The following is a 25,911-nucleotide window of genomic DNA, read 5'->3' as shown; positions in this document are numbered from 1 at the left end:
CGCTATGGGGCGCCGTTGCCAAGGCCCGAATAATGGTCTCAGGCACAGCCGTGGAGCGGCCAATGGTCCCGGGACAGGAACGAAAGAAGCGTCGTGACGAACGACTGAATGCGCAGCCGGTGGCACAGCCACCCTTGGCTGCGCGCGCGCGACAGGGCGCTACCGACCTTGCGCGAGGCGCCTACAACACCGTTCGTGGAGCCAGCAATGCGCTCGGCTCGCTGACGGTTGGGCCCGTGGTGGATGCCGGCGCGAATGCATTGGCCCTGGCCACCGGCAATGATCCGCGCACGCGGCCCGGCGGCATCGCCAGCCTTACCAGCCAGTACAACGCGGCCGCGCAGGACGCACAGCGGCAGGTGGTGGGGGGTGTTCCGCAGGCGATTCAACGGATTGGGGGGCGAATCACTGGTGCACGGCCGCTGTCCCTTGGGTCGTTGCCGCCGGCGAGCCAGGCACGAACCGGGGCCACACCGGACGAACGCTCGGCGGGCGCCCCCGCTGCCAGCCCCAGCGCCCCCGCGGCCGCACGGCCAACGCCACAGGTTCCCGCCCCAACATCACGGTCGCCGCAGTTGCTGTCTACCCTGCCGGACGGCGTGCAAGGGGAGGCGGCACCGCAGCCGCCTCTGGGTGCCACGAGCGTGACCCAGAACCTTCAGCGCTTCGTCGCTGACGGCCAGCGAGAGCGCCAGTTGCTGGGGGCGGAATCAGCGCGGATCAATTCCCAGTCCGCTGCGGAAGTGGGCCGACAGCAGCAGGTGAATCAGGTTGGCAATGACTTGCGGGTGGCGCGGCGCGGTTCGACGAGCGCGCGACAACTTCGCCAGCGTTTGGACGAGTTGCAGGCCCCCGCCGCGACTGGCCGACCTGCCGGTGATATTGCGGCGCAAGGATTGCTGGAGGCGCAGGCAGGCCAGGCGACCGCGACCGCTGGCGCGCAGGCTCAGGAATCACTCGCCACGCAGCTCAATAACCAGACCGCAGCCGAAAACCGGCAACGCCTGCAACAGCTCGCAACGCTGGGGCCTGATGATCCGTCGCGGCGCAATCTCATCGATGCGCTGGTGGCCGGTGCTGGCCGTGACCCGGATGCTGACCGATTCGTGGCGGTGGATTCGATCATCGGCACTGACGCGCTGGGCAATCCGGTCCAGGGGCGGCAGCTCTACGACACGCGCAGCGGCACGCAGGTCGGCGGTCAGGCCGGAGGGAAGCCGGCGGCGCCCACTAAGGGTACGGTTCAGGACGGCTACCGCTTCAAGGGCGGTGACCCGGCAGACCCGAACAACTGGGAAGCCGTCGAGTGAAGCCATGGGAGCGCTACGGTAGCGGTGGCGCGCCACCCGGCGGTGGTGGGCCATGGGCGGAATATGGCGGGCCGGCTGAAGCCGAGCCTGCTGCTGCCGGCCGCGGGGTGGGGGGCACGCTGAAGGATCTGGGCGTTGGCGTTGTGCAGGGCGCGGTCAACCTCGCCGGCGGCCTGGCCGAGCTGCCGAACCTCGCCACTGGTGGTGCGCTCGACCAGAACGTCGTGCGGCCCGCGCAGCGGGCACTGGATCGCGCCCTCGGCGGCCCCGGCGTTGACAACGGCGGGATCTCTGGCGGGATTGCCCGCATCAACGAGGGGCTGGATGCTGCGGCATCGCCGACGCTACAGGGTCGCCGACAGGAGCTTGCCGAAGCGATGGACCGCGGGCCACTGGCCGCTGCAGGCAAGGTGGTGACCGACCCGGTGCTGATGAGTCAGTTTCTCGCCGAGCAGGTGCCGATCATTGCGACCCTCGGCGCGGGCTCGGTTGGAACTGCCGGCCGGACAGCAGCCGCGGCGCGGGCTGGTGGTGCCGGCGCAAAGGCTGCGCAGGAAGCTGGCCGAACGGCGGCGCAGCGCAACCTGGTCGGCGCCAACGTGGCCATGGGCGCCGGATTCTCCGGGCAGGAGGCGCAGCAGCGTGCCGCAGCCCTGCCGGACGAAGCGTGGCAGGCCAACCCGGAATACGTGGCCCTGGCCAAGCAGGTCGGGCCCGAAGAGGCCAAGCGCCGTCTTGGCGTGGAGGCTGGCCAGATCGCAGCAGCGGTGGGCGGCCCGATCAGTGGCGCCATATCGCGGCTGACCGCGCCCTTCGAGGCGCAAGTGTTCACTCGCAGCCTCAACACCGGCCTGCCGGCAGCCGTCGGCAAGGAGGCGGTGGAGGAAGCCGTGCAGGAAGGCGGCGAGGCCTTTGCCGCCAACCTGGGCGTGCAACAGCGGGCCGACCCATCGCAGGCACTGGGCGAGGGCGTGCTGGAATCTGCTGCCGTCGGTGGTGCTGTCGGGGGCGTTCTGGGTGGCGGCTTGTATGGCGCGGGCCGGCTGACCCGCCAGGACGGTGAAGCGCCGCCGGAAGACGCGGCCCCTGCCGCACCATCGATCGCTGGCGCCTTGCCGGCGCCGACCATCGTGCCGGGCGATGGCAACCCTGCCGCCGAGTTCGAAGCCCAGCGCCAGAGCATGGAGAACGCCGAGCGGGCTCAACAGCTCTACGCGGAGCGCGACTCCGAGGTGGCGCGGCGCGAAGCGGCGATGCAGACCCTGGCGGCGAATGGCATCGACCCCAACGCGGGTCCGATCTCGAAGGGTGTGGCCCGCCTGGCCTTGACCCGCGCGCCGATTGAAGCGGCTGCCGGTGTCGACCCCGCGCGCACCTTCGAGGGTGAAGCCCGGACGCTGGATGCGGTGGCCCGTGCTGACCAGCTCTATCAGGAACGCGCGGCAGAAGAAGCGCGGCGCGCCGCGGCGATGGCTGGCGACCTGCCGGCGCAGATTCTGGACCCGAAGACGAACGGCCCGTTCCGTTCGATGCCGGGATTGAATGCGCAGCGCAAAAAGCTGGGCGCGAACGCAGACCGATACGAAGTGCAGAAGCTGGGGCCCCGTCAGTGGGTGCTGGCGCTGAAGGATGACCCCAATGCCAACCCAACCGACCCATCGACCCCGGCCGAATCACCCGTGGCGGCAGGTGCCGCGGACCAAGAAACCTGGCAGGCCTTCGACCCCGAAACCTCGCTGAATGTGCCGCGGGATGTGATGCCGCAGGTGAAATCGGAGCACCGCGGCGCGCTGGTGAACTTCCTCAAGGGGCGCGGCGTCACGGCCGAGCCGTCGCAGGCCGTTGATCCGCTGACGCTGCAGCCGTCGCAGATGGAGTTCAGCCCGGAGAAGGTGGCGAAGGCGAAGACCTTTGCTGGCACCGACCGCGCGATTCTGGTGTCGGCTGACAACCGGGTGATCGACGGGCATCACCAGTGGCTGGCGAAGGTGGATGCCGGCGAGCCGGTGAGCGTGATCCGCATCAATGCGCCGGCGGAGGACGTGTTGCCGCTGGTGAGCGAGTTCCCCAGTTCGACGGTGGATCAACGCAGCCCGAAGAGCCTGCAGGATGACCGGCTGAGCGATGAGTCGGTGCAGTCTGATCTGCGCGCCATGGCACCGGAGGCAGGCTGGGCGGAGATCGGTGGCAGCATTATCCGCGGTGCGCGCGATGGTGAGGTGACCGGACGCACGCCATGGGTGCCCTTTGCTCCATGGTTCCAGTCTGTGCAGCGGGATGCCCGGCTGCCCGGCAATTCGAATGGCGCTGCTACCCGCGAGGCGGTGCGCAAGGCGATGGCTGGTGAGGCGATGTCGGCGGCTGAGCGCCGGCATGTCGAGGCGATGTTGGACTGGGCCGACGGCGAACGGGAGGAGATGGCGCAACGCGGCATCCCTGATGCTGACCCGTTCGAGCTGGCCGGAGCCGCTGCCGATGCGGAGACGGATGTGGCGCCGCGCATCGTGGCGATGATGGATGCGGTGGCAGCGATCGATGATGCCGAGGCCGAACGCCTGGCAATCCAGTACGATGATGACGCGGCCCTGGAGGCCGCCTTGCAGGAGTGGCTAGATGGCCGACGAACCCAAGAAGCTGACCCGCGGGCAGCAGGCGCTGAAAGCGGCCCGGATCTACCGCGGCCGGATGGAGCGCAAGCAGGCCCGGCCGAGCCCGACGAAGCCGGCGAAGTAGGCGAGCCCGGCTTTTCGCTGACGGCCGAGCAGGCGCCACCTGACTCCGCGCCGCCCGCGAACCCAACCCAGAACGATTTCTTCGGGCGCAACGAGACCGCGCAGGCGCTGGCTGACCGCGCGCGGTCACAGGACACTCGACGCAATGGCACTGAAAATGTGCCAGCAGATGTTGATGGCGGCCTGTTCTCGAATCAGCAGCGACAGCAATCGCTTGAGGCGCCAGCAGCGCGCGGGGCATTTGGCCCCATCTTCTCGGAGTACCGCCACAACGCTGGCGGCGCTGTTGATCGCTTGATGCGTGAACGCACTGGTGAGGCCCTGGCTGCACTCCAGCACGAGCAGGTAGGCGACATCGACCTGGTCTGGGGCGAAGAGGGTTCGCCCGAACGCGACTATGAAGATGGGTTCGGCATCGCGAAGATCTCGCGCAAGCACCCTGAGGTGCTGGAAGATCTGCAAGGCTTCGTGGACAGATTGGCGATCCGGTCGCGCAGCAATAACCGAATCGTCCTGGCGGATGACGCAGGCCGAGCGGTTGTCCGGCTCGACTGGGATGGCAACCAGAAGACCTGGTTGATGACCGCGTATGAGGTGGATTCGGCAGCGGACGAGGGGACGACTGGCGGCCCCGCCCGCGCTGTGCCGCTGCCTCCCAGCGACCAGAACGCCGAATCCAGTGATCAGACTACCGGTGCAGCAGAGAGTTCGCCAGTGGCTGCAGAGACGCAACGGCCAGGTAGTGCGATTGACGGTGGGGCTGGTGAGGCGCGTCAAGCCACGTCAGACCGGAACATCAATGCTCGCCGGTCAGTACCGCGCTCGGCGGTGACGACGCCCGCAGGCGCGCTCAAGGCAGCCGCGTATCGCAGTCGGGCAGATTCATCGCCGTGGTGGCATCAGGGCGACGTCAACGCCATTCAGTTCGCTGCGAAAGTTGTTACCGCAAATCCATCTCAGCGTGAGATCGAGTCCAAGCGACGAGCGGAGCAGCAATGGGCGCGCTTGCGCGCAGCTCAGGATGCTGGATGGTCGCTGCGAAACTACCGCGCCGGCCCATATGGAACGGTCTGGGTGCTGGAGAAGGGCGACAATCTGCTGACCCGCGCCGGTTTCGATGCTGGGGTTGCGGAAGTGATGAAGCGACCTGAAATGCCCGCGGACAAGCCCGGATTCGAGAGTATGGCGAGCCGACAGGCGGCGCTATCGCGAGCATTTGTTGAATGGCTGGATGAGGTCCCCCGCGAGCAGCAGGAGAATCGAGCGCTGGTGTCACGTCGTCTCGGACAGACTGCAGCAGGTGATTGGGCGCGAATCGTGGACGATGGGCAGGATGTTGCACTCCGGCACTTCCCCGATAAGAAAGCCGGCGCAGGATGGGACATCCAGGTCAGCGCGCAGAGCTGGGATGACTTGCTGGCGCTTGTGCGCCAGTACGCTGTTATCCCGGAAGGCACCAGCGGCGACGCAGCATGGGGCGCGGCCATGGATGCCGCTCGCCAAGGCGCGGGCATCAAGCTGTCTCAGTACCAGTCAGATCCCCCAGCCCCGGCGCAGGATCGCGGTCTTCTGGAGCAAGTCGACGCGACGTTGGATGCGCTGGCCGACGGCACAGCTACGCTCGAGCAGTACCGGGAGGCATTCCGGATCGTCAACGAGCGTGCCGACGAGGTGAAGGCCGCGCTCTCTGCAAAGACCAAGGGCGAGCTGATCGCGCTGGCCGGCGGGGCGAACACCTTCAACCGTCTCAACAGCTTGAAGAAGTCGGAAATTGTCGAGCGACTGCAAGAGGCGATGGTTCGCCGCTTTGCCCTTGGCAAGGACTACGGCCCGAACAGCTACATGATGGGTCAGCAGAAGCAGTACGAAGAGGCCAAGGCCAAGGCGCTGAAGGAGCTGGTTGAAGGGCAGACCGACGAATCTCTTGCCGAGTACGCCGCTGAAGTGAAACAGGCTCGCATAGAGGCCGCAGGCCGTCGTGCCGAGCGCATGGAGGCTGTCAAGAACCCCAAGACCATTGATGATTTCCGAGCCTTCATCAGGGTTCAGATGAGCGATGGCAAGACCCTGCTCGATGCCCGCCTTGCGCTCACCCACGAGCAAAGATCCGAGTTTGACCGCCTGATGGCTGAGGACAGCCGCAGCAAGCGCAAGGGGCAGAAGGACGAGCAGCGTGCTGTTCGAGTCGCCGGGCAAAAGGTTGATGGCCAGGTCATCGAGACAAAGCACTCGCAGAAGGGCTTTGACCTCTTCGTCGTGCAACTCGCTGAGCGCGTTCCGCGTGAGGACTACAACACCCTCAACGCCGGCGCGAAGCGCATGGGCGGCTACTACTCGGCGTTCCGTGGCCGCGGAGCGGTGCCGGGCTTTCAGTTCCGAGATCGGGCCACGGCTGAAGCGTTCGTGAAGCTCGCCAACGGGGACGCTACCCAAGCCAACGAGGCGGTGCAGCAGCGGCGTGATGCATTCGAGGATGACCGTTCGCAGACTGCCACCGAGCGGCTGACCGAAATGGCCGACCGATTGGAAGAGCGTGCCGATGAGGCCCTGGCTGCGGAACGCAAGGTCAACACCGCGCGCCGTGCCCGGATGGCGAACAGCGCCGAGACAGCGGCCCGCGCCGACAAGGCCCTCGCAAAGACAATGCGAAACATCGGTGCCGCAATCAGTGAGGGACGCGTAAAGTTTCTCGACCGCGTGCGTGCCAAGTCTCAGGTGGAGCTTCTTAACAACGCCATCGTCACTGCCAAGAGCGATGAACTGCGCTCCAAGTACGACAGCTATGCCGAGCAGATGAAGCGTAAGGGTGAGCCGCCAACGAGCGACACGGTGGAATTCGCACAATTCCCCAGCTTCACCATGTTCCGGTCTGACCTCGCCACCCTGGCGCGTCAGCTCGAAGACGTTGACGGCCTGAAGCAGATGGCGGCCAAGCTGGCGAAGGTTGCCGACGATGTGACGGCTGAATACACCGAGTTTGCCAAGAAGAATTTTCTCGCTGCGGCGCCCTTCGCATTTAAGGACGGCGATAGAGCACAGTTCTCCAATAAGGAGGACGCTAAGCGCGCAATAAAGCGTAGCGGTCTCGTCGGCAGGGCCATCGTGCTGCCGCTGGGTCGAGGAAAGAACGCCATCGTACTGAGCCCGGGCGAGGCCCAGGCCCGCGGCATCTGGAAGGGCGACGGGGACAAGCGGATCACCATTACGGCGGGCGCCGCTTCCGAGATCGTGGAGAAACTGAAAGGACGCAAGGACGTCCAGGCGCCGTGGCAGTTCGTCACGGCACACGACCGGCTGAAGGCTTTGGCCCGCATGGGCATCGAGACGCCGGCAGAGTACCGGAGTGCGCTGCGCGAGTTCATCAACCTGCGCGAGCAGGCGGAGGAAGGCGACCGAATCAAAGAACTGGAGCGGTCGATGATCGGCCGAGCCAACGACGGCCTCGATTTCTTCCCGACCCCAGCCAGCGTCGCCGATGCGATGATCGAAGCGGCTGATGTCACGCCGGATATGGCAGTGCTGGAACCGTCGGCGGGCATGGGCCATCTGGCTGACCGTATCCGAGCGGCCGGTGCTGAGCCGGACGTGATTGAAATGTCTGGTCGCCGCCGTGATCTTCTGGAGGCGAAGGGTTATCACTTCGCCGACGTCGATGACTTTCTGAACCTTAAGCCGCGCTCGTTCTTCACCTATGGCGACATCTTCGAGGCGCCGGATGGCACGCGTGGGATATTGCGTGGCGCTGGTGGCATCGGTTCGCAGCGTGTGCGGCTGGAAGACGAATCTGGTCAGCGGCTCGGACTTTATGACCGGAGTGAGGTTAAGGGCGTAGACCAGCGGGGTGTCTGGAGCGGATACGACCGCATCATCATGAACCCGCCGTTCAGCGACGGCCGAGACATGAAGCATGTCCGTCATGCCTATGACCTGTTGAGGCCAGGCGGGCGGATCGTCGCGATCATGGGCGAGGGCGCCTTCTTTCGTGACAATCAGCAGGCGCGGGATTTCCGGGATTGGCTTGAATCAGTTGAAGGCACCAGCGAGAAGTTGGCGGAGGGCACCTTCCAAGACCCCAGCCTTCCAGTAACAACGGGCGCCAATGCCCGCATGGTAGTCATCGAAAAGCCATCTTCGGTCGCCGAATCGGAGACGGACGCTCGTGCTGCCACGGAGCGCCCCGGTCGCGGCATGAACAGGGCCGAGTTGAGCCGACGCCCAGCCGTGCCAACGACAGTTGAAGGCGTCCGAGGCGAACTGGACAGCGCCTTCGGTCACGCCGGCGTTCAGCGCCTGATCGACGACGGCATTCTGCAGATCGTTGCGTCGCGCCAGGAGTTGCCGGCCGACACGCTGGAAGCAATGAATCGTCGTTTCCCCGGTCGGACGATGGGGCTCTATGTGCCATCGACAGAAACCGCTTACATCATCGGTGACGAGATCGAGCCGGGTGAGGCGCCGCGGATCCTGCTGCACGAGATCGGCGAGCACTACGGACTCGAACGGATGCTGGGCACTGGGGCCTACGCCCGGTTGCAGAATGAGGTGCGGGCCCTTCATCGAATGGGCAACCAGTTGGTCAGCGCCGCCTGGGCACAGGTGGAGCTCAACTATCCCCACCTTGAGGTCGGCGGTGATGTCTTTGTGCGGGAGGTGATCGCGCACGTTGGCGAGCAGGCGGACGGGCTGCGGCTGCCCTTGATGAAGCGCGTGATTCAGGCGGTGCGGCGCTTCCTGTTCAGCATCGGGTTCCGCGTGAAACTGAGCGATGCCGAGATCGTGGGCATGGTGCAGGCTTCGCTGCGGCGGACCATGAGCATGGGCCGTGGCGCGGGTGTCGATCGTTCGCGGCAGCCGCTGGCAGCGCAGGCCGGTCGGGTGGGTTCGCAGCGGTCACCGTCGGCCGGGTTCCCGCCGATCCACCGTATGGCGAAGCTGGGGGCGATGCGCGACCACGCGGACTACACAGCGGCCAAGGCGGGAGACCCGGAAGCGGCGGCACGGGTGGTGGCTGACACTCTCACCATGCCCGGGCTGCAAGCCCTGCGCACCGCCCTGGGCGGCAAGCGGCCGCGTGTGGTGCCGGTGGTGGCGGCCGAGGCCAGCGGGCGCAATGCGCTGCCGCGGGCCTACGCACTGGCGCTCGGCGAGCTGCTGGGGCTTGAGGTGGACACGGACATCGTGCAGACGGTTCGCGCCTTCCACACCAATGCCAATGCCTATCAGCGCATCGCCAGCCAGCCGGTGTTCGATGGCCGCGTTGAGCCGGGCGCCGATTACCTGATTGTGGATGACACTCAGGCGATGGGTGGGACGCTCGCCAACCTGCGGGGCCACATCGAGGCGGCCGGCGGACGGGTTGTGCTGGCGTCGGCGTTGACGGGGCACGAGACGACCGCGGACATCGCGCTGCGGCCGGCCATGCGCGAATCACTGATTGCAAAGCACGGGCAGGCACTGGATGATTACCTCAATGAAACCTTCGGCTTCGGCATCGACGCGCTCACCCAAGGGGAAGCCGGGCACCTCCGGGCTGCCCCGAGCATTGACGTCATCCGAGATCGACTCACTGAGGCGCGACGCAGCCTCGGACTCACCGAAGATCCTGGCAGCCCTGAAGGCGAGCCCCCGCTTTTCCGCCTTGGCGAAACGGCTGAACAGCGCGAAGCCCTGAGAAAGGCAGGCCTGGGCCTGTCGACCAAGACGGCTGGCGAGCGGTTCACCGATGGCTTGTCGGATCGGTGGAAGGCGTTCGCCGACGGGGCACTGAAGCGCGCCGAAGAGGGCATCTTCAACCGGTTCGCGCCCATTCGTGACGCTGAACGTGAGCGCGGGCCGGTGGAAGCGCGTGACTCGGCCTATGTGGCCGCCCGGCTCTCGACCGGCACCAGCTCGACCGTCACCGCACTGCTGATGTTCGGCCATGGGGAGTGGCGCAACGGCATCATCCAGAAGAAGGCGGACACGCGCGGTCTGCTGGATTCGCTGGAGCCGGTGCGCGGCAACCTGGATGCTTGGGCCGCGTGGATGGTGGCGAAGCGGGCCGAATACCTGCGGCGGCAGGGCAAGGAGAACAACCTGACCGACGCCGACATCGCTGCCCTGAAGGCGGTGGCCACCGACGCCGGCTTTGATGAGGCGACGCTGGAGCAGGTGGCCCGGGACGTGCGCGACTTCAACACCAGCGTGCTGCGGCTGGCCGAGGGCGCTGGCCTGCTGACGCCGGAGCAGGTGAAGGCCTTTGCTCGGGATCGTTACTACATTCCGTTCTTCCGAGAGGATGAGGAAGGCGACCCGATGCGGCCGTTCCTGCGCCGCGGCCTCAGTCACCAGGCGGCCGGCATCAAGGCGCTGAAGGGCGGCCGGCAGGCGCTGACGGACCCCCTGGCCAACATGCTTGGCAACGTCAGCCGGCTGGTGGATGCGGCGCTGAAGAACAATGCGGCCGCCAAGGCGGTGACCAACCTGCCCAAGCATTTTGAGGAGCTGGGCCAGGACGCGGACAAGAGCCGCGCGGTCAGGGTGATGCTGGGCGGTGAGCCGCGCTACTTCAAGGCGCTGGACCCGGCTTTGATGCGGGCGATGGCAGGCTTTGCCCCTGACCGCTGGCCGGATGGCCTGGCGCCGTTCCGCACGGCGAAGCGCCTGCTGACGTCTGGGGTGACTGCCGACCCGGCATTCATCATCCGCAACTTCACCCGCGACGTGCTGTATTCCTGGGCGGTGAGCAAGGACCGATTCACGCCCTTGGTGGATTCGATCAAGGGCGTGCGGTCTTCGCTGCGGCGGGATGAGGACACGCAGGCGGTGATGTTCGCGGGCGCGTCGTTCCTGGGCGGAAGCCAGTTCGGCGGCGACTTCGATTCGGCCGCCGACAGCCTGCGCCGGGCGATGGCCCGCAAGGGATTCCCGAAGAGCGCCGGCGAGACCTTGGCTATCGGGCCGCGCTTCTGGCAGATGTACCGGGAACTGGGTGAGGCGGTGGAGAACGCCAACCGGTCGGCGATCTTCAAGGCCGTCAACGCGCGCGGCGGGTCGGCGGCCGAGGCCATTTTCGAGTCGAAGGACTTGATGGACTACTCGCTGTCGGGGAGTTGGACGGCGGTGCGGCTGCTGGCGGATGTGGTGCCGTTCTTCAATGCCCGCCTGCAGGGTCTCTACAAGCTGGGCCGCAGTCTGGACCAGCGGCAGCTTTACTACGCGGGCACGGCGATCATGGCAGCCAGCCTGGCGCTGCTGCTGGCGAACCACGACGATGAGCGCTGGGAAGCCCTGACCGACGAGGACAAGGATCTGTTCTGGCACGTCTTTGTCGGCGATACCCACTACCGGATTCCGAAGCCATTCGAGATCGGGGTGATGTTCGGCACGGTGCCGGAGCGCCTGGCCATGCAGATGCTGGGGCAGGACGCCAAGCTGGGTGAACGTGCGATCTGGACGCTGGTGGAGACCTTTGCTCTCGATCCGACGCCGCAGCTCGTGCAGCCGGCCATGGAAGTGATGTTCAACTTCGACACCTTCCGGGATGCCCCGATTGAGGGCATGGCCGATGAGGGCAAGCTACCGCAGGCGCGGTTCGACAGCCGGACCAGCCCGACCATGGTGGCGGTGGGCCAGGCATTCGAGACCAGTCCGAAGAAGCTCGAACACCTGTGGAATGCCTATCTGGGAACGCTCGGGGGCTATGCCCTGTCGGCAGTGGACGCGCTGGTTGCGTGGGGCAGCCCGGGCGAGCGTCCGGACATGACGCTGCGAGAAGTGCCGGTGCTGGGCTCGTTTGCGCGAAGCAGCCAGCCGGTGGCAACGCGCTACAGCAGGGAGATGTACGAAATGCTGCGCGAAGCGGAGCAGGTCTATCGGACGGTGCGGGAGTACCAGCGGCAGGGCGAGATCGAGGCCGCGCAGTCGCTGATCGAGGACAACCAGGCGCTGCTGGCCGTGCGGCCGGGCCTGAACCGGGTATCGCGGCGCATGCGGGAAATCCGGGCGAACATGGATGCGATTCGCCGAGATCCGGGCATGCCGGGTGCCGAGAAGCGGCGCCGACTCGAGAACCTGGAATCGATGCTCTACGCCGCCAGTCGGCGGGCCGTGACCCTAGCCCAAGAACAGGGCGCCTAGCCCGACTAGCGCGGCACCGAGGATCATCCAACCGAAAAGGCCGTCGAGGTCGACGTTACTGCGGTTGGCGGCCTTGGCAATTGGGACGCTGGCTGCAAAGCAGAGCAGTGTGAGAAGGGGCGATACCGGGAACAGGAACAGGCCGGCCACCGCCACTGCTGTAGCGAGCAAATGAATCATTGACGGAGCCTATCTGAGCCCGGCTGCAAGTGCCCGCAAGACCGCTTGCGCGGGCTGGTCACATGAAGCGCCGTTTGTTGCCGCCGCCGCGCTCACGATGTCCGGGGGTGCGGGCAGGTGCTTTCTTTGGTGTGCGATGCTTCTTCATCTGCGGCGATCCTCGATTCCAGCCTTGGCTTTGATGATGGCCAGCTCCGCGCGGAGCGAAGCGGATTCCGTGATCTGGGCGCCGTGTTTACTCTCGCAGTCCGTCAGGCGCCGGCGCAGGTCCATGATTTCCGCGTTGGCCTCGGTCAACCGTGAGCGTAGCTCGCCGATCTCTTCCCGCATTTCTTTGCGGATGTCGCGCATCTCATCGTCCATGCGATCCCGCCGTTTGATCTCGCGCTCGTTCGAGTCGGCATCGAACTGCCGCTTCTGTTCCAGCAGCTTGTGCCGCATGGTGACGATGGGGACGATGCCGGCCCCGAGTGCGCCGATGGTTGCAACGATGATGGTGGTCCAGTCCACAGCTAGTCCCCTTTGGTGAGATTGGCGATGTCGCCGCGGTGCCACCACGCGGTAACAGTGATGGCCAGCCCCCAGACGCCAAGAAGGGCCATGCCGAACAGCACGGGGATGGCCTGGTCGCTGGAGAAACCGAGCGCGAGGGTTGCCAGGTTGGCAACGCCGGCGAACACCATGACCCAGCCGAACTGGTCAAACACTGGGCGGGCGCGGTTCATGTGGGCGCCGAAGCGGGTGCGCGGCCAGCTCAGCATCTGCAGGCCCATGACCAACTCACAGCAGGCCAGGGTGGCGTGAGCGATGACCCACAGCCAAAGCGGGACGCTGACATCGATCACCGCGGCACCTTGCGGGCGATGTCGGCCCGGTCCGCTTCACAGGCGGTGGCGTGAGATTCGAGCCGCTTGGCCCATTCGATGATTGAAATGGGGTCGGATGCGGGCGAGCCCGGCCAGGCCTCTACGGCATGCGGCACCAGCAGGTTGGCTGGGATGGTGAACGCCGGCGCCGGATCATCGCTGCGGGTCGGGGGGTTGCTGGAGCAGGCGATGCAGCTCAGGGCCAATAGGCTGGCGCATGCAATCCGCCGGCGGCCGGATACCTCGCGCTGCCGCGAGTTCCTGTTCGAGGCTGCGGAGCTGCTGGCCGATGCGCCGCTGTCGCAGTTCGCGCGCTGCGAGGATTTCGTCATTGAGCTTGGCGTCATCGCGCAGTTCCTTGATGGTCTGTTCCCGGTGCTTGATCGTGCGCTGGTGCCGCTGGGCCTCGGCCCGTGCGGCGTCTGCGCGTTCACCCAGTTTCGTGGAACGCTCGGTGAGGCCCCATAACCCGGCCGCCATGACCAGTGCGAGCATCCACGGGATGGCGCGAGACCATGGGGGTAGAATGCTCACGGCCGCACCAGCCCGGTGTTGAGCCAGTGGCGGACGTCGAAGCTGGGGCAGGCCTTGGCGACGCCTGGCAGGTCGCGATGGCCGAGTATTTCGGTATTGGGATAGCGAATGCGCAGGCCTGCCAGCAACCCATTGAGAGCGGTGAATTGCGCTTCAGTGAATTCCGGCGCTGGCTGCCCCGCCTGGTTGAGTCCACCGACAAGACAGATGCCGATGGAACGTGCGTTGAAGCCTTTGGCATGTGCGCCGACTTCTTCGTCGACATTGCCGTCGCGATCAAGATCGCGGCCGTTCTCGATGAGGCCGTTGCGGCGGATCACGTAGTTGTAGCCAATGTCGGACCAGCCGTTACCGAGGTGCCATTGCCGGATCTCGGCGGCGCCGATGTCCATGCTGGGCTTTGTGGCCGCGCAGTGGATGATGAGCTGTTCGATGGGACGCATGGGGACCTCCTAGCTGGCGAGCCAGTGCCAGGTGTTCTTGGGGAGTGACGAAAGCGCCTCCGAGATGGCGGCGGCTTCGGTGTTGGTGGGGGAATGCAGGGCCCAGACGCTGCCCTTCTTCTTGTAGACGAGGAGCACGTCGACGCCATCGAAGCCTTGGTTGCCGTCGCTGAACACGTTCGCCACATGGGTGGCTCCGTTGGCATCTGGGAGGACGTTCACGCGAGTTCTCCGTAGGCGGTGACGTGAACGGTCATGGGGCGTTCGGTGTTGACGGCCAGGCCGTTGCCGGTGCGCCACGAGCGGATCACCACCTGGGTGGCGGATACGGATTCGATCTCGGCGGAGTTGGGGCGGTCGTCGTCTTCGGACACGGCGGTGAGCTGCACCACCGGCGGCGATACGAACGCTTCGGGGAATGTGAGCGTGGCGAGGCCAGAGCCGTTGGTGGTGACGGTGTAGCCGCGGGTCTGCTTGTGAGGGATGCGTCGACGGCCGGCGCCGGTGCCGTACCAGAGTTCACCGGTGTCGGTGGCCAGTAGCAGCTCGCCGACACTGGCAGACGCCGGGAGGTTGGCAGCGACCCCTCGGCGAATGCGCAGCTTGACCGTCGCGGTAGCCACCCCCTAGAACGTGCCGCCGTCCAGGTCGTCGACTAGCACCACGGTGTTGCCTGGGCCGGCGCCGTAGACGCCTGCGCCGTCCGCATCCGAGCCGGAGCCCAGCCGCTTGATGTCGTCGCCGTCCTTCAGATAGCCGTTGGCCGTGAGGTAGGCCAGCACCCGGGCGTCGGTGTAGTAGAGGTTGGTCGCCCCTTCATCGACATCATCGGTGTCGAGTACGACATCGCCGGTCTGGCCGTTGACGGTGCCGACGCCATCACTGTCGTTCAGCAGGGTCCAGTCGGAGCCGGTGTAGATGTAGCTCTTGCGTACCGGGTCATCGAAGGCGGGGTCGCCGGAGGCATCGGTCACCACGGCGACGTCGCCTTCCTGCGGGGTCAGCGCGTCACGGGCCGCGATGTCGGCGACGACATAGACTTCCGTCAGCGCCAGTGCTGGCAGCAGGGCCGGATCGAGCTTGCCGCCGACCAGCAAGCCGAGCACGTTGGCGACATCGATTTCGATGGGAACAACGGCTGCGCCCGTACCGCGGAACAGCTCGTTGGTGTCGGTGGCGAGGAGGATTTCGCCAAGGGCAGCGCTGGCGGGCAGGTTTGCCTTCAGGCCGCGGCGGACGCGAATCGTAGTTTGTGCAGTGGCCATGATGGGCTCCTAGAAAGAACCGCCGTCGATTTCAGTGAGCGAGAACGGGACGGCGGTGATGTCCCCGTTCTCGTATTCGATGACCATGGTGTCGCCCGAGAAACTGACGCTGGCGATGGCCGCGCCTGCTGGGCCTTGCTCGCCGGGGGCGCCTTGCGGTCCGGAGCCCTGCAGGATCAGCAGCTCGGTGGACGCCGGTGCCATGACGATGCTGGCGGCCTGCACGATCTCGATGATGATCGGCGCCGATGAGGCCGCTTCCTGTACGAAGTGGTCGTCTTCGTCAGGCAGCAGCAATGGCTTGGAGCTGTAGAGGTGGACCGGCTCTGGGGTCTCGAGCTCGCGGACGATCAGGCGCTGGCGATCGGTAAAGATCATGGTTCGCGGGTGACCTCTCGGAAGACCTTGATCAGCCCGAAGGCGATCACGTCGACTCGGCCGCTGCTGTCGTTGACCATTTCGAGGTCGTAGACCGCTTCCTGCCAGTCAATCGCTGCCGTCTGCATGGCGGTCGCCTGCAGGGTGATCGTCTTGGCGACGTTGTCGAGCAAGATGCCGCCGTTGTCAGTGGTGAGATCCAGCAGCACCTCGGTGGAGTCGATGGCTGGTCTGGCTTGCATCCGGCCGGACATCCCAGCCAGGTCGACCGGAGTGTTGAAGGTGATGATTCCGCCAGACTGGTAGGGGCGGAAGTCGACGGCATTGACGTCGTTGAGCTCGATGGTGTCGTCGTCGAGCACGGTGGCCTGGTAGAACCGGTCCTGGTTGAGCTCGGTCATGCCCTTGACGTTGGAGATGCGGAACGCCCACTCGTCGGGCACGCCGTGGCCGGGCACCGTGAGAACGCACGGCGCGGCGGCGGTGATGCCGGTGATCTGGCGATATGAGCGCCGCGGCTGTCCCCAGCGCAGCGTCTTCGAGAACGTCCGCCCCTGTGGTATTTCGAGATTGATCTTGGCGGCCTTGCCCACGCGTCTTCCCTCGCGGATGGAATGCAGGGCAGGGTGAGGCCGGTTTGGGGGTGTGCCCCATAGCTGCGGGCGGTAGAATCAGCGGCTCATTGGCGGCAGGCTGCAGATGCGAAATTCAAGCGGCCGAAAGTTGCGGTACTGACTGCGGTATCAACCCAACAATTCCCACGCGATTGTCAGAAGAAACAATAGGTTGTAGATAAAATGCTCCTGATGATCGACAACTACGACTCCTTCACCTACAACCTCGTGCAGTACTTTGGCGAGCTGGGGGTGGAGGTGGCGGTGCATCGCAACGACCAGATCACGGTCGATGAAGTGGTGCGGCTGGCGCCGAAACAGATCGTGCTGTCGCCGGGGCCCTGCACGCCCAACGAGGCCGGCATCTGTCTGGAGTTGATTGATCGCCTGCAGGGTCAGTTCCCCATTCTCGGTGTCTGTCTTGGGCACCAGGCCATCGGCCAGGCTTTCGGCGGACGGGTGGTGCGCTCGCGGCAGGTGATGCACGGCAAGACCAGCCCGGTGCATCACGCCGACACCGGGGTGTTCCGCGGCCTGCCCAGCCCCTACACGGCCACCCGCTATCACTCGCTCATCGTCGATCGTGCGGGCTTGCCGGACTGCTTCGAGATCACCGCCTGGACCCAGGATGACAGTGGCGGCATCGATGAGATCATGGGGCTGCGGCATCGCAAGCTGCCGATCGAGGGCGTGCAGTTCCACCCGGAATCGATTCTTACCGAGCACGGCCACCAACTGCTGCAGAATTTTCTGGAGACGACCTGATGTCCATCACCCCCCAGGCTGCCCTGCAACGGGTCATCGAACATCGCGAAATCTTTCATGACGAGATGGTGAGCCTGATGCGCGCCATCATGCAGGGTGAGGTGTCGCCGGTGATGATGGCCGCACTGCTCACCGGCCTGCGGGTGAAGAAGGAAACGGTGGGCGAGATCGCGGCTGCGGCCAGCGTGATGCGCGAGTTCTCGCGCAAGGTGTCGGTGCCGGCCGACGGCGGTCCGTTGCTGGACATTGTCGGCACCGGTGGCGACGGCAGCCACAGCTTCAACATCTCCACCTGCTCGATGTTCGTGGTGGCGGCCTGCGGTGCGCGGGTGGCCAAGCATGGCAATCGCGGGGTGTCATCGAAGTCCGGCAGTGCCGACGTGCTGGAGCAGCTGGGGGTGGTCATCGACCTGTCGCCGGAGCAGGTGGCCCACTGTCTCGGCAGCGTCGGCATCGGCTTCATGTTTGCCCCCAATCATCACCCGGCGATGAAGGCGGTGGCGCCGGTGCGCCGCGAGATGGGGGTGAAGACCCTGTTCAACATTCTCGGGCCGCTGACCAACCCGGCGGGCGCACCCAACATCCTCATGGGCGTGTTCCATGAAGACCTGGTTGGCATCCAGATCCGGGTGCTGCAGGCGCTGGGCGCCACTCGCGCGCTGGTGGTCTATGGCCGTGACGGGCTGGACGAGCTGACCCTGGGGGCCAGTACCCGGGTCGGCGAGCTGCGCGACGGGGCGGTGCATGAGTACGACCTGCACCCCGAAGATTTTGGCCTGCCGATGGCCGCCACGCGTCAGCTGGCGGTGGCGGATGCGGCGGAATCCTGCAGCCGCATCCGGGAGGTGCTGGCCGACCGCCCCGGCCCCGCCCGTGACATCGTGCTGCTCAATGCCGGCGCCTCGCTGTACGCCGCCGGTGTGGTGGCGGATGTGGCCGCCGGCATCGCCCGCGCCCGCGAGGCGCTGTCCAGCGGTGCCGCGCAGGCAAAGCTTGACGCGCTGGTCACCACCACGCGCCAGTTGGCGGCGGGCTGAGATGGCCGACATCCTCAATCGCATCATCGAGGTCAAGCGCGAGGAGATCGCGGCGCTGCGCAAGCGTTTCAGCCCGCGCGCCCTGACCGATGAGGGCCGCGCCGCGGACCCGGTGCGCGGCTTCATCGCGGCGCTGGATCGTCGTGCCGTCGAAGGGCCGTCGGTGATCGCCGAAGTCAAGAAGGCCAGCCCCAGCAAGGGCGTGATCCGTGCCGATTTCGACCCGGTGGCGATTGCAAGCGCCTATGCCGAGGGCGGCGCGGCCTGTTTGTCGGTGCTGACCGACGAGCGCTTCTTTCAGGGGCACAACGATTTCCTGGTGGCGGCGCGCGGTGCCTGTGCGTTGCCGGTGATCCGCAAGGATTTCCTTATTGATGAACTACAGGTGCTGGAGGCGCGTGCCATCGGCGCCGACTGCGTGCTGCTGATTGCCGCCTGCCTGTCGGCCAGCCAGCTCAACAGCCTTTACGCCTGTGCTCGCGAAGCGCGACTCGACGTGCTGGTGGAAGTCCACGATGCCGACGAGCTGGCCTTGGTCACGCGCGCCGGTCTCAAGCGGGGCTGGGTGCTCGGGGTGAACAACCGCAATCTGCGGACCTTCGAGACGCGGTTGGAGACCACCCTGGAGCTGCAGCCGCTGGCGCCGGAGGGCGTGCCGCTGGTGACCGAATCGGGCATTACCGGGCCGGAGGACGTGCAGCGGATGATGGCGGCCGGCGTGCGACGCTTTCTGGTCGGGGAATCGCTGATGCGCCAGCCCGATCCCGCCGCGGCGCTGCGGACGCTCATTGCCGCGCCGGGTTGAGCCGAAGGAAGGCTTCAGGCGCGGGCGCGGGCGCCCACCACCAGGATGCTGCGGCCCTTGCTCTGCACCACCCCGTCTTCTTCCAACCGCTTGAGCACGCGGCCGGCCATTTCCCGCGAGCAGCCGACGATGCGGGCGAGTTCCTGGCGGCTGATCTTGACCACCACGCCGCGGGCATGCGGCAGGGCATCGGGGCTGGCAGCGAGATCGAGCAGCCTGCGCGCCAGCCGCCCGGCGACATCGAGGAAGGTCAGGTCACCCACCCGGCGGCTGGTGTCGCGCAGACGGGTGGCCAGCTGGCCGGCGATCTCGAACATGATCTCCGGCTGCTCGTGGGCGAAGCCGCGGAACTGCTGAAACCCCATCTCCGCCAGCAGCGCCGGGGTGCGGGTGCGGACGATGGCCGAGCGGACCTCCTGGTGCGGAAACAGGCACATCTCGCCGAAGAACTCGCCGGGGTTGAGGTAGGCCAGCACGATCTCTCGGCCGTCGTCATCTTCGAGCAGGATGCTGACCGAACCCTCGAGAATCAGGTAGAGCGACTGCGGGGTGTCGCCGGCGTGCATGAGGGTGTGCTTGGGCGGCATGCTGCGCTTGTGCGCCAGACTGATGAAGTGCTGGATCGCGGGACGTTCGAACAGCGCGATGGCGGGAACTTTCATGAGTGTGGTCTGGTGGTTTGGCAGCAGTTGCCGGAAACTATCACACCCCGTCCAGGCCACAGGAGCCAACCCGGTGAAAGCACGCGTGAAATGGGCCGAGAATGCCGCCTTCATCGCCGAGTCCGGCAGCGGCCACGCCATTGTTGTTGACGGCCCCGAGCACATCGGTGGCCGCAATCTCGGGCCGCGGCCGATGGAGCTGATGCTGATGTCGGTGGGCGCCTGCTCGTCGGTCGACGTGGTGTTCATCCTCAAGAAGGCGCGGCAGCCGGTCTCCGACTGCTACGTTGAAGTCGAGGGCACCCGCGCCGAGACCGAGCCCAAGGTGTTCACGGCGATTCACCTGCACTTCGTGGTCACCGGTACCGGGCTCAACGAGGCCCAGGTGAAGCGGGCGGTGGCGCTGTCGGCGGAGAAATACTGCTCGGCCTCGATCATGCTCGGCAACGGCGGGGTGACGATGACCCACAGCCACGAAGTGCGCGTGCCGGGCTGAGCCCCGGCGGCCGGCCGTCATCGAAGCGTCGCGAAATCCTATAATGCTGTGCTACATGCCGCGCGGTGGGGCCGCGCGGACTGCCACTTCCTGATCCGAGGGATCCCCGCATTGGCCAAGATCAAGTCGAAACCGACCAGCAACGCCCGCCTGAAACTGCTCGGGTTCAACAACCTGACCAAGTCGCTGTCGTTCAACATCTACGACATCTGCTACGCCCGCACCCGCGAGGAGCAGCGGGCGTACATCGAGTACATTGATGAACAGTACAACGCGGCCCGGTTGACCCATATCCTCACCGAAGTGGCGCAGATCATCGGCGCCAACATCCTCAACGTGGCGACCGAAGACTACGACCCGCAGGGTGCGTCGGTGACCATGCTGATCTCCGAAGGCCACCATGACGGCCTGCCGACGCCGGGCAAGAAGAAGGACTCGGTGGTGGCGCATCTGGACAAGAGCCACATCACCGTCCACACCTATCCCGAAACGCATCCGGACAACGGCATCAGCACCTTCCGGGCGGATATCGACGTCTCCACCTGCGGCAAGATCTCGCCGCTGAAGGCCCTCAACTACCTGATCAAGAGTTTCGAGAGCGACATCGTGGTGATGGATTACCGCGTGCGGGGTTTTACCCGCAATGTGCGCGGCATGAAGCACTTCATCGATCACAACATCGATTCCATCCAGAACTTCATCGCGGCCGACATCAAGCGGCGCTATCAGATGGTCGATGTGAATGTGTATCAGGAGTACATCTTCCACACCAAGATGTGCCTGAAAGAACTGGACCTGGACACCTACCTGTTTGGCGAGGGTGCGGCCGACCTGCCGACGCGTGAAGCCAAGCAGATCCGGTCGCGGGTCGACCACGAAATCCAGGAAATCTTCTACGGGCGCAACATCTCGCGCTGACCGCTGATCACGGCCGGCGGCGCCGGCATCAGAACCGGTAGGCGGCGGCCTTCATCACCCCGGCCACCCGGGCCATCAGGCGCCGCACCGGTGTCGGTAGCGGCAGGCCGCCGGCGGCCTCGGCCTCGGCGCCATGCCGCTGCTCATCGTCGCGCATGGCGGTGATGATGGCGCGGCTGCGTAGATCCCCCGCCGGCAGTCGGCCGAGGTGGTCCTCGAGATGGGCCGAGACCTGGCGCTCGGTTTCGGCGACGAAGCCCAGGCTCCAGCGATCGCCCGCTAGCCCGGCGGCCGCGCCGATGGCAAACGAACCCGCGTACCATAGGGGGGACAGCAGGCTCGGGCGGCTACCGAGGCCCTGCAGCCGCTCGGTGCACCAGATCATGTGATCGCGCTCCTCTTCGGCGGCGATGCGCAGCTGGGTTGCCACTGCGCCCCCCCGCGCCGCTGCCGCCTGACCGTGATAGAGCCCCTGCGCCGCCACTTCACCGGCGTGGTTGATGCGCATCAGGCCCGCCGCGTGACGGCGTTCGCGTGCCGCCAGCACCCCATCGCGCACGCTCGTTGCCGGCGATGGGCGGACCGGTGGGGTTGGCACCAACAGCTTGAGGCCCGCCGCAATCGGCAACAGCCAGCGATCGGAAGTTGAGTATCGTCGGGGAGCGCTCATGCCCCGCATTATAGAATCGCCCCATGCCAATCAAACCCGAACAGGTTTCTGCGCAACTCAAGCGTGGTCTTCCCGCCCTGGCGGTGGTGGCCGGCGATGAGCCGCTGCTGATCCAGGAGAGTTGCGACACCCTGCGCGCCGCCGCCCGCGCCGCCGGCTACGAGGAGCGCACGGTGTTCGACGCCGAAAAGGGCTTCAACTGGCAGCAGGTGCTGGAGGCCGGCGCCAGCCTGTCGTTGTTCGCCAGCCGGCGGCTGATCGAGGTGCGTGTCAGCGGTGCGCTGGGCGAGGAGGGGGGCAAGACACTGCAGGCACTCGCCGCCAAGCCGCCCGAGGACGTCTGCCTGATCGTGTCGTTGGGCGCACTCGATGCCCGCCAGCGCAAGGCGGCGTGGTTCACCGCCTGCGACCGTGCCCAGATGGTGGTGTATGCCTGGCCGGTGGGCGCTGCCGACTGGCCCGGCTGGGTGGCGGCCCGCGTGCGTGCCGCCGGATTGCGGCTGAGTGCCGATGCCGAGCGACTGCTGGCGGACCGCACCGAAGGCAATTTGCTGGCCTGCGCCCAGGACATCGAGAAGCTGCGGATGCTGCATGCCGATGCGCCGGTGGCGGTCGAGCAGCTGGCCGAGGCGGTGGCCGACAACGCCCGGTTCGGCGTGTTTGACCTCAGTGATCGCATGCTGGCGGGCGATGGTGTTGGCGCGGTGCGCAGCCTGGCCCGGCTGCGCGAGGAGGGTCTGGCCATCCAGGAGGTGTTGGGCGGCCTGATGTGGACCCTGCGCGGCCTGGCGCGGGCGGCGCCGTTCTATGCCCGCACCGGGGATCTCGCCAGTGCCTGCGAGCAGGCCGGGGTTCGCCGCTTCCAGCAGGCGGGGTTCCGCCCGGCGTTGATGCGGGTGCGTTCGGCCGAGCCGTTGGGCTGGCTGCGCCAGGCGACACGGATCGATGCGCGTGCCAAGTCCACCGGTGGCGAGCCGGCGGCCTGGGAAGACTTGCTAACATTGGTGCTGGCGGCCAGTGGCGCCGCGACATCAGGACCCCCCAGAAGGACATGAGTGCCAAGAGCCCCAAGGGCCAGACCGCCGACGACGGCCTGAACCGGTTGATGCAGACGCTGGGCCAGGCGGCCCGCAAGGCGGCGCGACGGCTGGCCAGCGTCGAGACCGGACAAAAGAACGCCGCGCTGTTCGCGCTGGCGCAGATTCTGCTGGAATCCAGCCGCGACATTCTCCGTGCCAACGCCCAGGATCTCGAGGCCGGCCGTGAGGCCGGGCTCGATGCGGCCATGCTCGATCGTCTGGCGCTCGACGCTGATCGGGTTGCTGCGATGGCCGAAGGGGTGCGTCAGATCGCCATGCTGCCCGACCCGGTCGGTGAGATCACCGACCTCAAGATGCGGCCGTCCGGCATTCAGGTCGGCAAGATGCGGGTGTCGATGGGCGTGGTTGGCATCATTTACGAATCGCGGCCCAACGTGACCGCTGACGCCGCCAGTCTCTGCCTCAAGTCCGGCAATGCCTGCATTCTCCGGGGCGGGTCCGAGGCGATGCATTCCAATCAGGCCATCGCGCGCTGTGTCGAGCGGGCCCTGGTCGAAGCCGGCCTGCCGCGTGAATGCGTGCAAGTGCTCGACACCCCGGACCGGCGCATGGTGGGTCTGATGTGCGCCAGCCCCGACTATGTCGATGTCATCATCCCCCGCGGCGGCAAGGGGCTGGTGGCGGCGGTCTCCGACGCGGCGCGGGTGCCGGTGATCAAGCATCTCGACGGCATCTGCCACGTGTTCATCGAGGCCAGCGCCGATTTCGAGAAGGCGATCGCGGTGGCGGTCAATGCCAAGACCCAGCGCTACGGCACCTGCAACACCATGGAAACCCTGCTGGTGGATGCCCCGGTAGCCGAGCGGGTGCTGCCGCAATTGGCCGAGATCTATGTCGAGGCCGGCGTCGAACTGCGGGGCTGCGAGCGGACCCGCAACATCCTCAAGGATGTTCGCCCGGCGACCGAGGCCGATTGGCATACCGAGTATCTGGCGCCGGTGTTGTCGATCCGGGTAGTGGATGGCATTGACGTCGCCATCGATCACATCAACACCTATGGCTCGGCGCATACCGACAGCATCGTGACCGAGAACATCACGCTGGCGCGGCGGTTCCTCCGCGAGGTGGATTCCAGCTCGGTCATGGTCAATGCCTCCACCCGGTTTGCCGATGGATACGAATACGGCCTCGGCGCCGAAATTGGCATCAGCACCGACAAGTTTCACGCCCGCGGGCCCGTCGGGCTCGAGGGCCTCACCACCCAGAAATGGGTGGTCCTCGGCGATGGCCATGTCCGCTGATCGGCAGCATCGGGTTTGAAGGCGGTCGGCCTTTTCGGTGGCGCATTTGCGCCTTTCCACAACGGGCATCTGCGGCTGGCGCTGGAAGCGCGCGAGCGACTCGGGCTGGACCAGGTGCGTCTGGTGCCGACCGCTTTTCCGGTACACCGGCCGCAGGCCCGCATCTCGCCATTGCGGCGGCTCGAATGGGTCCGCCTGGCAGTCGCACGCGAGCATGCACTGGTCGTCGACGACTGCGAGCTGCGGCGCGACGGGCCGTCGTACACCATCGACACCCTGAGCCAGCTGGCCGAGCAGTTTCCACGCGCCCGCCGGGTGTTGCTGATGGGCGCCGATGCCTTTGCCCACTTTCACACCTGGCATCGGTGGGCCGACATTCTCGGCCTGGCCGAGCTGGCGGTGGTGTTGCGGCCCGGCAATGACCTGCAGCCGCCCGCCGAAGCGGCGGCCGCGCTGGAAGGACGTTTTCACCCCCTGGAGGTGCCGTTGCTCGACATCTCCTCCACCCGCATCCGCCGCAAGTTGCGCCACGGCAAGTCCGTGCGTGGCCTGTTGCCCGACGCCATTCTCGACAGCCTCACCGCCGCCGACATCGCCGCCCTGACCGAAGATGAAAACCCCAGCACTCACTAAACTCGCCGTCGCCGCCCTTGAAGACCTCAAGGCCCAGGACATCCAGGTCATCGACGTCAAGGCGCTGACGCCAATGACCGACGTCATGGTCATTTGCTCCGGCACCTCCAGCCGCCACGTCAAGGCGCTGGCGCAGAACGTGATGGATGAAGCCCGCGAACAGGGCAACCGGCCACTCGGGGTCGAGGGCCTGGATCAGGGCGAGTGGGCGCTGGTCGACCTCAATGGCGTGCTGGTGCATGTCATGCAGACCCAGACCCGTGCGTTCTATCAGCTGGAGAAGCTGTGGGCGGTAACACCGCCGCCACCGGCGACGCCCGAGACCCCCAAGACGAAGACCAAGGCTGTGGCCAAGACCGCATCCAAGGCCCAGCCCCGTGCAACGGTGGCACGGACCCCGGCGCGACCGACGCCCGGCGCCAAGGTCTGGGGTGCGGCCGCCAAGCCGACCCGGGCGAAGGCAGCGACGAGCACTAAGCCGGCAGGCAAGTCGGCAACCGCGGCCAAGCCCAAGGGCACCAAGGCGGCGGCCAAGCCCAAGGTGACCAAGGCCGCAGCCAAGCCCAAGGTGACCAAGGCCGCAGCCAAGCCCACCACGGCAGTGGCATCGACGCGGGCCAAGAAGGCCAGCCCGGCGAAGAAGCCCCGCACCCCGCGCTGAGTCCGGATGCGGATTCATCTCATCGCGGTCGGCCAGCGAATGCCGGCCTGGGTGGAGACCGCCTTCGCCGACTATGCCGGGCGGCTGCCGCACGAGGCGCGGCTGGTGCTGACCGAGATCGCCGCCCCGGCGCGCGGCAAGTCACCCGATCTGGAGCGCTTGAAGCGCCAGGAGGGTGACCGGATCCTGCGGGCGCTACCGCGCGATGCCGAGATCATTGCCCTCGACGAACGTGGAAAATCGCTGGATACGGTCGGGTGGTCGCAGGCGCTGTCGGCCTGGCTGCCGTCAGGCCGGGATACCGCGCTGGTGGTTGGCGGCGCGGACGGCCTCGACACCCGCATTCTCGATGCGGCCCATCAGCGGTGGTCGCTGTCGCGGCTGACCCTGCCGCACCCGCTGGTGCGGGTGGTGGTGGCCGAGCAGCTCTACCGGGCGTGGACGCTGTTGGTGAATCATCCCTACCACCGGGCCTAGATATTG

23 protein-coding genes and 1 pseudogene are annotated in these 25,911 nt (G+C 66.3%); 13 read left to right on the top strand and 11 right to left on the bottom strand.

Going from position 1 to position 25,911, the window contains the following annotated elements:
- Window positions 1–62 precede the first annotated feature (62 nt).
- Entirely contained in the window at window positions 63–1,310 is a 1,248-nt protein-coding gene (locus JN531_RS03705) for a hypothetical protein (RefSeq protein ID WP_228347505.1), read from the top strand.
- Window positions 1,307–12,160 carry an LPD38 domain-containing protein gene (locus tag JN531_RS03700; protein ID WP_228347504.1) on the top strand — a complete coding sequence of 3,618 codons (10,854 nt, stop codon included), beginning with the start codon at window positions 1,307–1,309 and terminating at the stop codon, window positions 12,158–12,160. Before JN531_RS03705 ends, JN531_RS03700 begins: the two co-directional genes overlap by 4 nt.
- On the opposite strand, the gene JN531_RS03695 is transcribed toward JN531_RS03700, so the two are convergent.
- The 3 genes from JN531_RS03695 to JN531_RS03685 all read right to left on the bottom strand — a co-directional run bounded on the left by JN531_RS03695 (window position 12,137) and on the right by JN531_RS03685 (window position 13,185).
- Window positions 12,137–12,340: a hypothetical protein gene (locus JN531_RS03695; RefSeq protein WP_228347503.1), complete on the bottom strand. Its 204-nt coding sequence runs from the start codon at window positions 12,338–12,340 to the stop codon at window positions 12,137–12,139. The two genes, JN531_RS03700 and JN531_RS03695, sit on opposite strands and share 24 nt — an antisense overlap.
- A gap of 144 nt (window positions 12,341–12,484) precedes the next feature.
- Window positions 12,485–12,850 carry a hypothetical protein gene (locus tag JN531_RS03690; RefSeq protein ID WP_228347502.1) on the bottom strand — a complete coding sequence of 122 codons (366 nt, stop codon included), beginning with the start codon at window positions 12,848–12,850 and terminating at the stop codon, window positions 12,485–12,487.
- A 2-nt stretch (window positions 12,851–12,852) separates the two neighbouring features.
- Entirely contained in the window at window positions 12,853–13,185 is a 333-nt protein-coding gene (locus JN531_RS03685) for a hypothetical protein (protein ID WP_228347501.1), read from the bottom strand.
- Between the two features lie 153 nt (window positions 13,186–13,338).
- Here JN531_RS03685 and JN531_RS03680 point away from each other — a divergent pair, with 153 nt between their 5' ends.
- A complete protein-coding gene (locus tag JN531_RS03680) occupies window positions 13,339–13,674 on the top strand; it encodes a hypothetical protein (RefSeq protein WP_228347500.1) in 336 nt (111 codons plus the stop codon).
- A gap of 62 nt (window positions 13,675–13,736) precedes the next feature.
- On the opposite strand, the gene JN531_RS03675 is transcribed toward JN531_RS03680, so the two are convergent.
- Genes JN531_RS03675 through JN531_RS03650 form a run of 6 tightly spaced genes read right to left on the bottom strand, consistent with a single transcriptional unit; the run spans window position 13,737 to window position 16,419 of the window.
- Entirely contained in the window at window positions 13,737–14,183 is a 447-nt protein-coding gene (locus JN531_RS03675) for an N-acetylmuramoyl-L-alanine amidase (RefSeq protein ID WP_228347499.1), read from the bottom strand.
- Between the two features lie 9 nt (window positions 14,184–14,192).
- Window positions 14,193–14,405: a hypothetical protein gene (locus JN531_RS03670; protein WP_228347498.1), complete on the bottom strand. Its 213-nt coding sequence runs from the start codon at window positions 14,403–14,405 to the stop codon at window positions 14,193–14,195.
- Window positions 14,402–14,806, bottom strand: a complete 405-nt coding sequence (locus tag JN531_RS03665) for a hypothetical protein (protein WP_228347497.1) — start codon at window positions 14,804–14,806, stop codon at window positions 14,402–14,404. The genes JN531_RS03670 and JN531_RS03665 overlap by 4 nt, the downstream gene beginning before the upstream one ends.
- Before the next feature lie 3 nt (window positions 14,807–14,809).
- A complete protein-coding gene (locus JN531_RS03660) occupies window positions 14,810–15,448 on the bottom strand; it encodes a hyaluronate lyase N-terminal domain-containing protein (RefSeq protein ID WP_228347496.1) in 639 nt (212 codons plus the stop codon).
- 9 nt (window positions 15,449–15,457) lie between these two features.
- Window positions 15,458–15,826 carry a hypothetical protein gene (locus tag JN531_RS03655; RefSeq protein WP_228347495.1) on the bottom strand — a complete coding sequence of 123 codons (369 nt, stop codon included), beginning with the start codon at window positions 15,824–15,826 and terminating at the stop codon, window positions 15,458–15,460.
- Window positions 15,823–16,419 (bottom strand): ubiquitin-activating E1 FCCH domain-containing protein, encoded by a 597-nt coding sequence (locus JN531_RS03650; protein ID WP_228347494.1) that lies wholly within the window; start codon window positions 16,417–16,419, stop codon window positions 15,823–15,825. The genes JN531_RS03655 and JN531_RS03650 overlap by 4 nt, the downstream gene beginning before the upstream one ends.
- A gap of 204 nt (window positions 16,420–16,623) precedes the next feature.
- Between JN531_RS03650 and JN531_RS03645 the strand changes: the two genes are divergently transcribed.
- From JN531_RS03645 to trpC, 3 genes are read left to right on the top strand one after another with little or no spacing between them, the layout of a single operon-like run.
- The gene (locus JN531_RS03645) at window positions 16,624–17,205 is read left to right on the top strand and encodes an anthranilate synthase component II (RefSeq protein ID WP_228347493.1); all 582 of its coding nucleotides are present in this window, start codon (window positions 16,624–16,626) and stop codon (window positions 17,203–17,205) included.
- A complete protein-coding gene (trpD, locus tag JN531_RS03640) occupies window positions 17,205–18,242 on the top strand; it encodes an anthranilate phosphoribosyltransferase (protein WP_228347492.1) in 1,038 nt (345 codons plus the stop codon). The genes JN531_RS03645 and trpD overlap by 1 nt, the downstream gene beginning before the upstream one ends.
- Before the next feature lies 1 nt (window position 18,243).
- The gene (trpC, locus tag JN531_RS03635) at window positions 18,244–19,047 is read left to right on the top strand and encodes an indole-3-glycerol phosphate synthase TrpC (RefSeq protein ID WP_228347491.1); all 804 of its coding nucleotides are present in this window, start codon (window positions 18,244–18,246) and stop codon (window positions 19,045–19,047) included.
- Between the two features lie 14 nt (window positions 19,048–19,061).
- On the opposite strand, the gene JN531_RS03630 is transcribed toward trpC, so the two are convergent.
- Window positions 19,062–19,709: a cyclic nucleotide-binding domain-containing protein gene (locus JN531_RS03630; protein WP_228347490.1), complete on the bottom strand. Its 648-nt coding sequence runs from the start codon at window positions 19,707–19,709 to the stop codon at window positions 19,062–19,064.
- 73 nt (window positions 19,710–19,782) lie between these two features.
- On the opposite strand from JN531_RS03630, the gene JN531_RS03625 reads away from it, so the two are divergent.
- Together JN531_RS03625 and speD are read left to right on the top strand one after the other, a co-directional pair.
- Window positions 19,783–20,205, top strand: a complete 423-nt coding sequence (locus tag JN531_RS03625; protein ID WP_228347489.1) for an OsmC family protein — start codon at window positions 19,783–19,785, stop codon at window positions 20,203–20,205.
- Between the two features lie 120 nt (window positions 20,206–20,325).
- Window positions 20,326–21,123 (top strand): adenosylmethionine decarboxylase, encoded by a 798-nt coding sequence (gene speD / locus JN531_RS03620; RefSeq protein ID WP_228349970.1) that lies wholly within the window; start codon window positions 20,326–20,328, stop codon window positions 21,121–21,123.
- A gap of 28 nt (window positions 21,124–21,151) precedes the next feature.
- Here speD and coq7 read toward each other — a convergent pair whose 3' ends face one another.
- Window positions 21,152–21,802 (bottom strand): 2-polyprenyl-3-methyl-6-methoxy-1,4-benzoquinone monooxygenase, encoded by a 651-nt coding sequence (gene coq7, locus JN531_RS03615; RefSeq protein WP_366522397.1) that lies wholly within the window; start codon window positions 21,800–21,802, stop codon window positions 21,152–21,154.
- A 14-nt stretch (window positions 21,803–21,816) separates the two neighbouring features.
- Between coq7 and holA the strand changes: the two genes are divergently transcribed.
- The 5 genes and pseudogenes from holA (at window position 21,817) to rlmH (ending at window position 25,905) form a co-directional block, all read left to right on the top strand.
- Window positions 21,817–22,848: a DNA polymerase III subunit delta gene (gene holA, locus JN531_RS03610; protein ID WP_228347487.1), complete on the top strand. Its 1,032-nt coding sequence runs from the start codon at window positions 21,817–21,819 to the stop codon at window positions 22,846–22,848.
- On the top strand, window positions 22,845–24,134 hold the full coding sequence (locus JN531_RS03605; RefSeq protein ID WP_366522396.1) for a glutamate-5-semialdehyde dehydrogenase: 1,290 nt from the start codon (window positions 22,845–22,847) through the stop codon (window positions 24,132–24,134). Before holA ends, JN531_RS03605 begins: the two co-directional genes overlap by 4 nt.
- 15 nt (window positions 24,135–24,149) lie before the next feature.
- The gene (nadD, locus tag JN531_RS03600; protein WP_228347486.1) at window positions 24,150–24,767 is read left to right on the top strand and encodes a nicotinate (nicotinamide) nucleotide adenylyltransferase; all 618 of its coding nucleotides are present in this window, start codon (window positions 24,150–24,152) and stop codon (window positions 24,765–24,767) included.
- Window positions 24,745–25,077, top strand: a pseudogene (gene rsfS, locus JN531_RS03595) (ribosome silencing factor); the annotation flags it as partial. The gene nadD and the pseudogene rsfS, both read left to right, overlap by 23 nt.
- 357 nt (window positions 25,078–25,434) lie before the next feature.
- Window positions 25,435–25,905, top strand: a complete 471-nt coding sequence (gene rlmH, locus JN531_RS03590; protein ID WP_228347485.1) for a 23S rRNA (pseudouridine(1915)-N(3))-methyltransferase RlmH — start codon at window positions 25,435–25,437, stop codon at window positions 25,903–25,905.
- Window positions 25,906–25,911 lie beyond the last annotated feature (6 nt).

Origin of the sequence: Flagellatimonas centrodinii (assembly GCF_016918765.2) — a bacterium.
GTDB classification, from domain to species: domain Bacteria; phylum Pseudomonadota; class Gammaproteobacteria; order Nevskiales; family Nevskiaceae; genus Polycyclovorans; species Polycyclovorans centrodinii.
The sequence above is the reverse complement of the archived record's forward strand: the minus strand, read 5'-3'. Positions and strand labels throughout refer to the sequence as shown.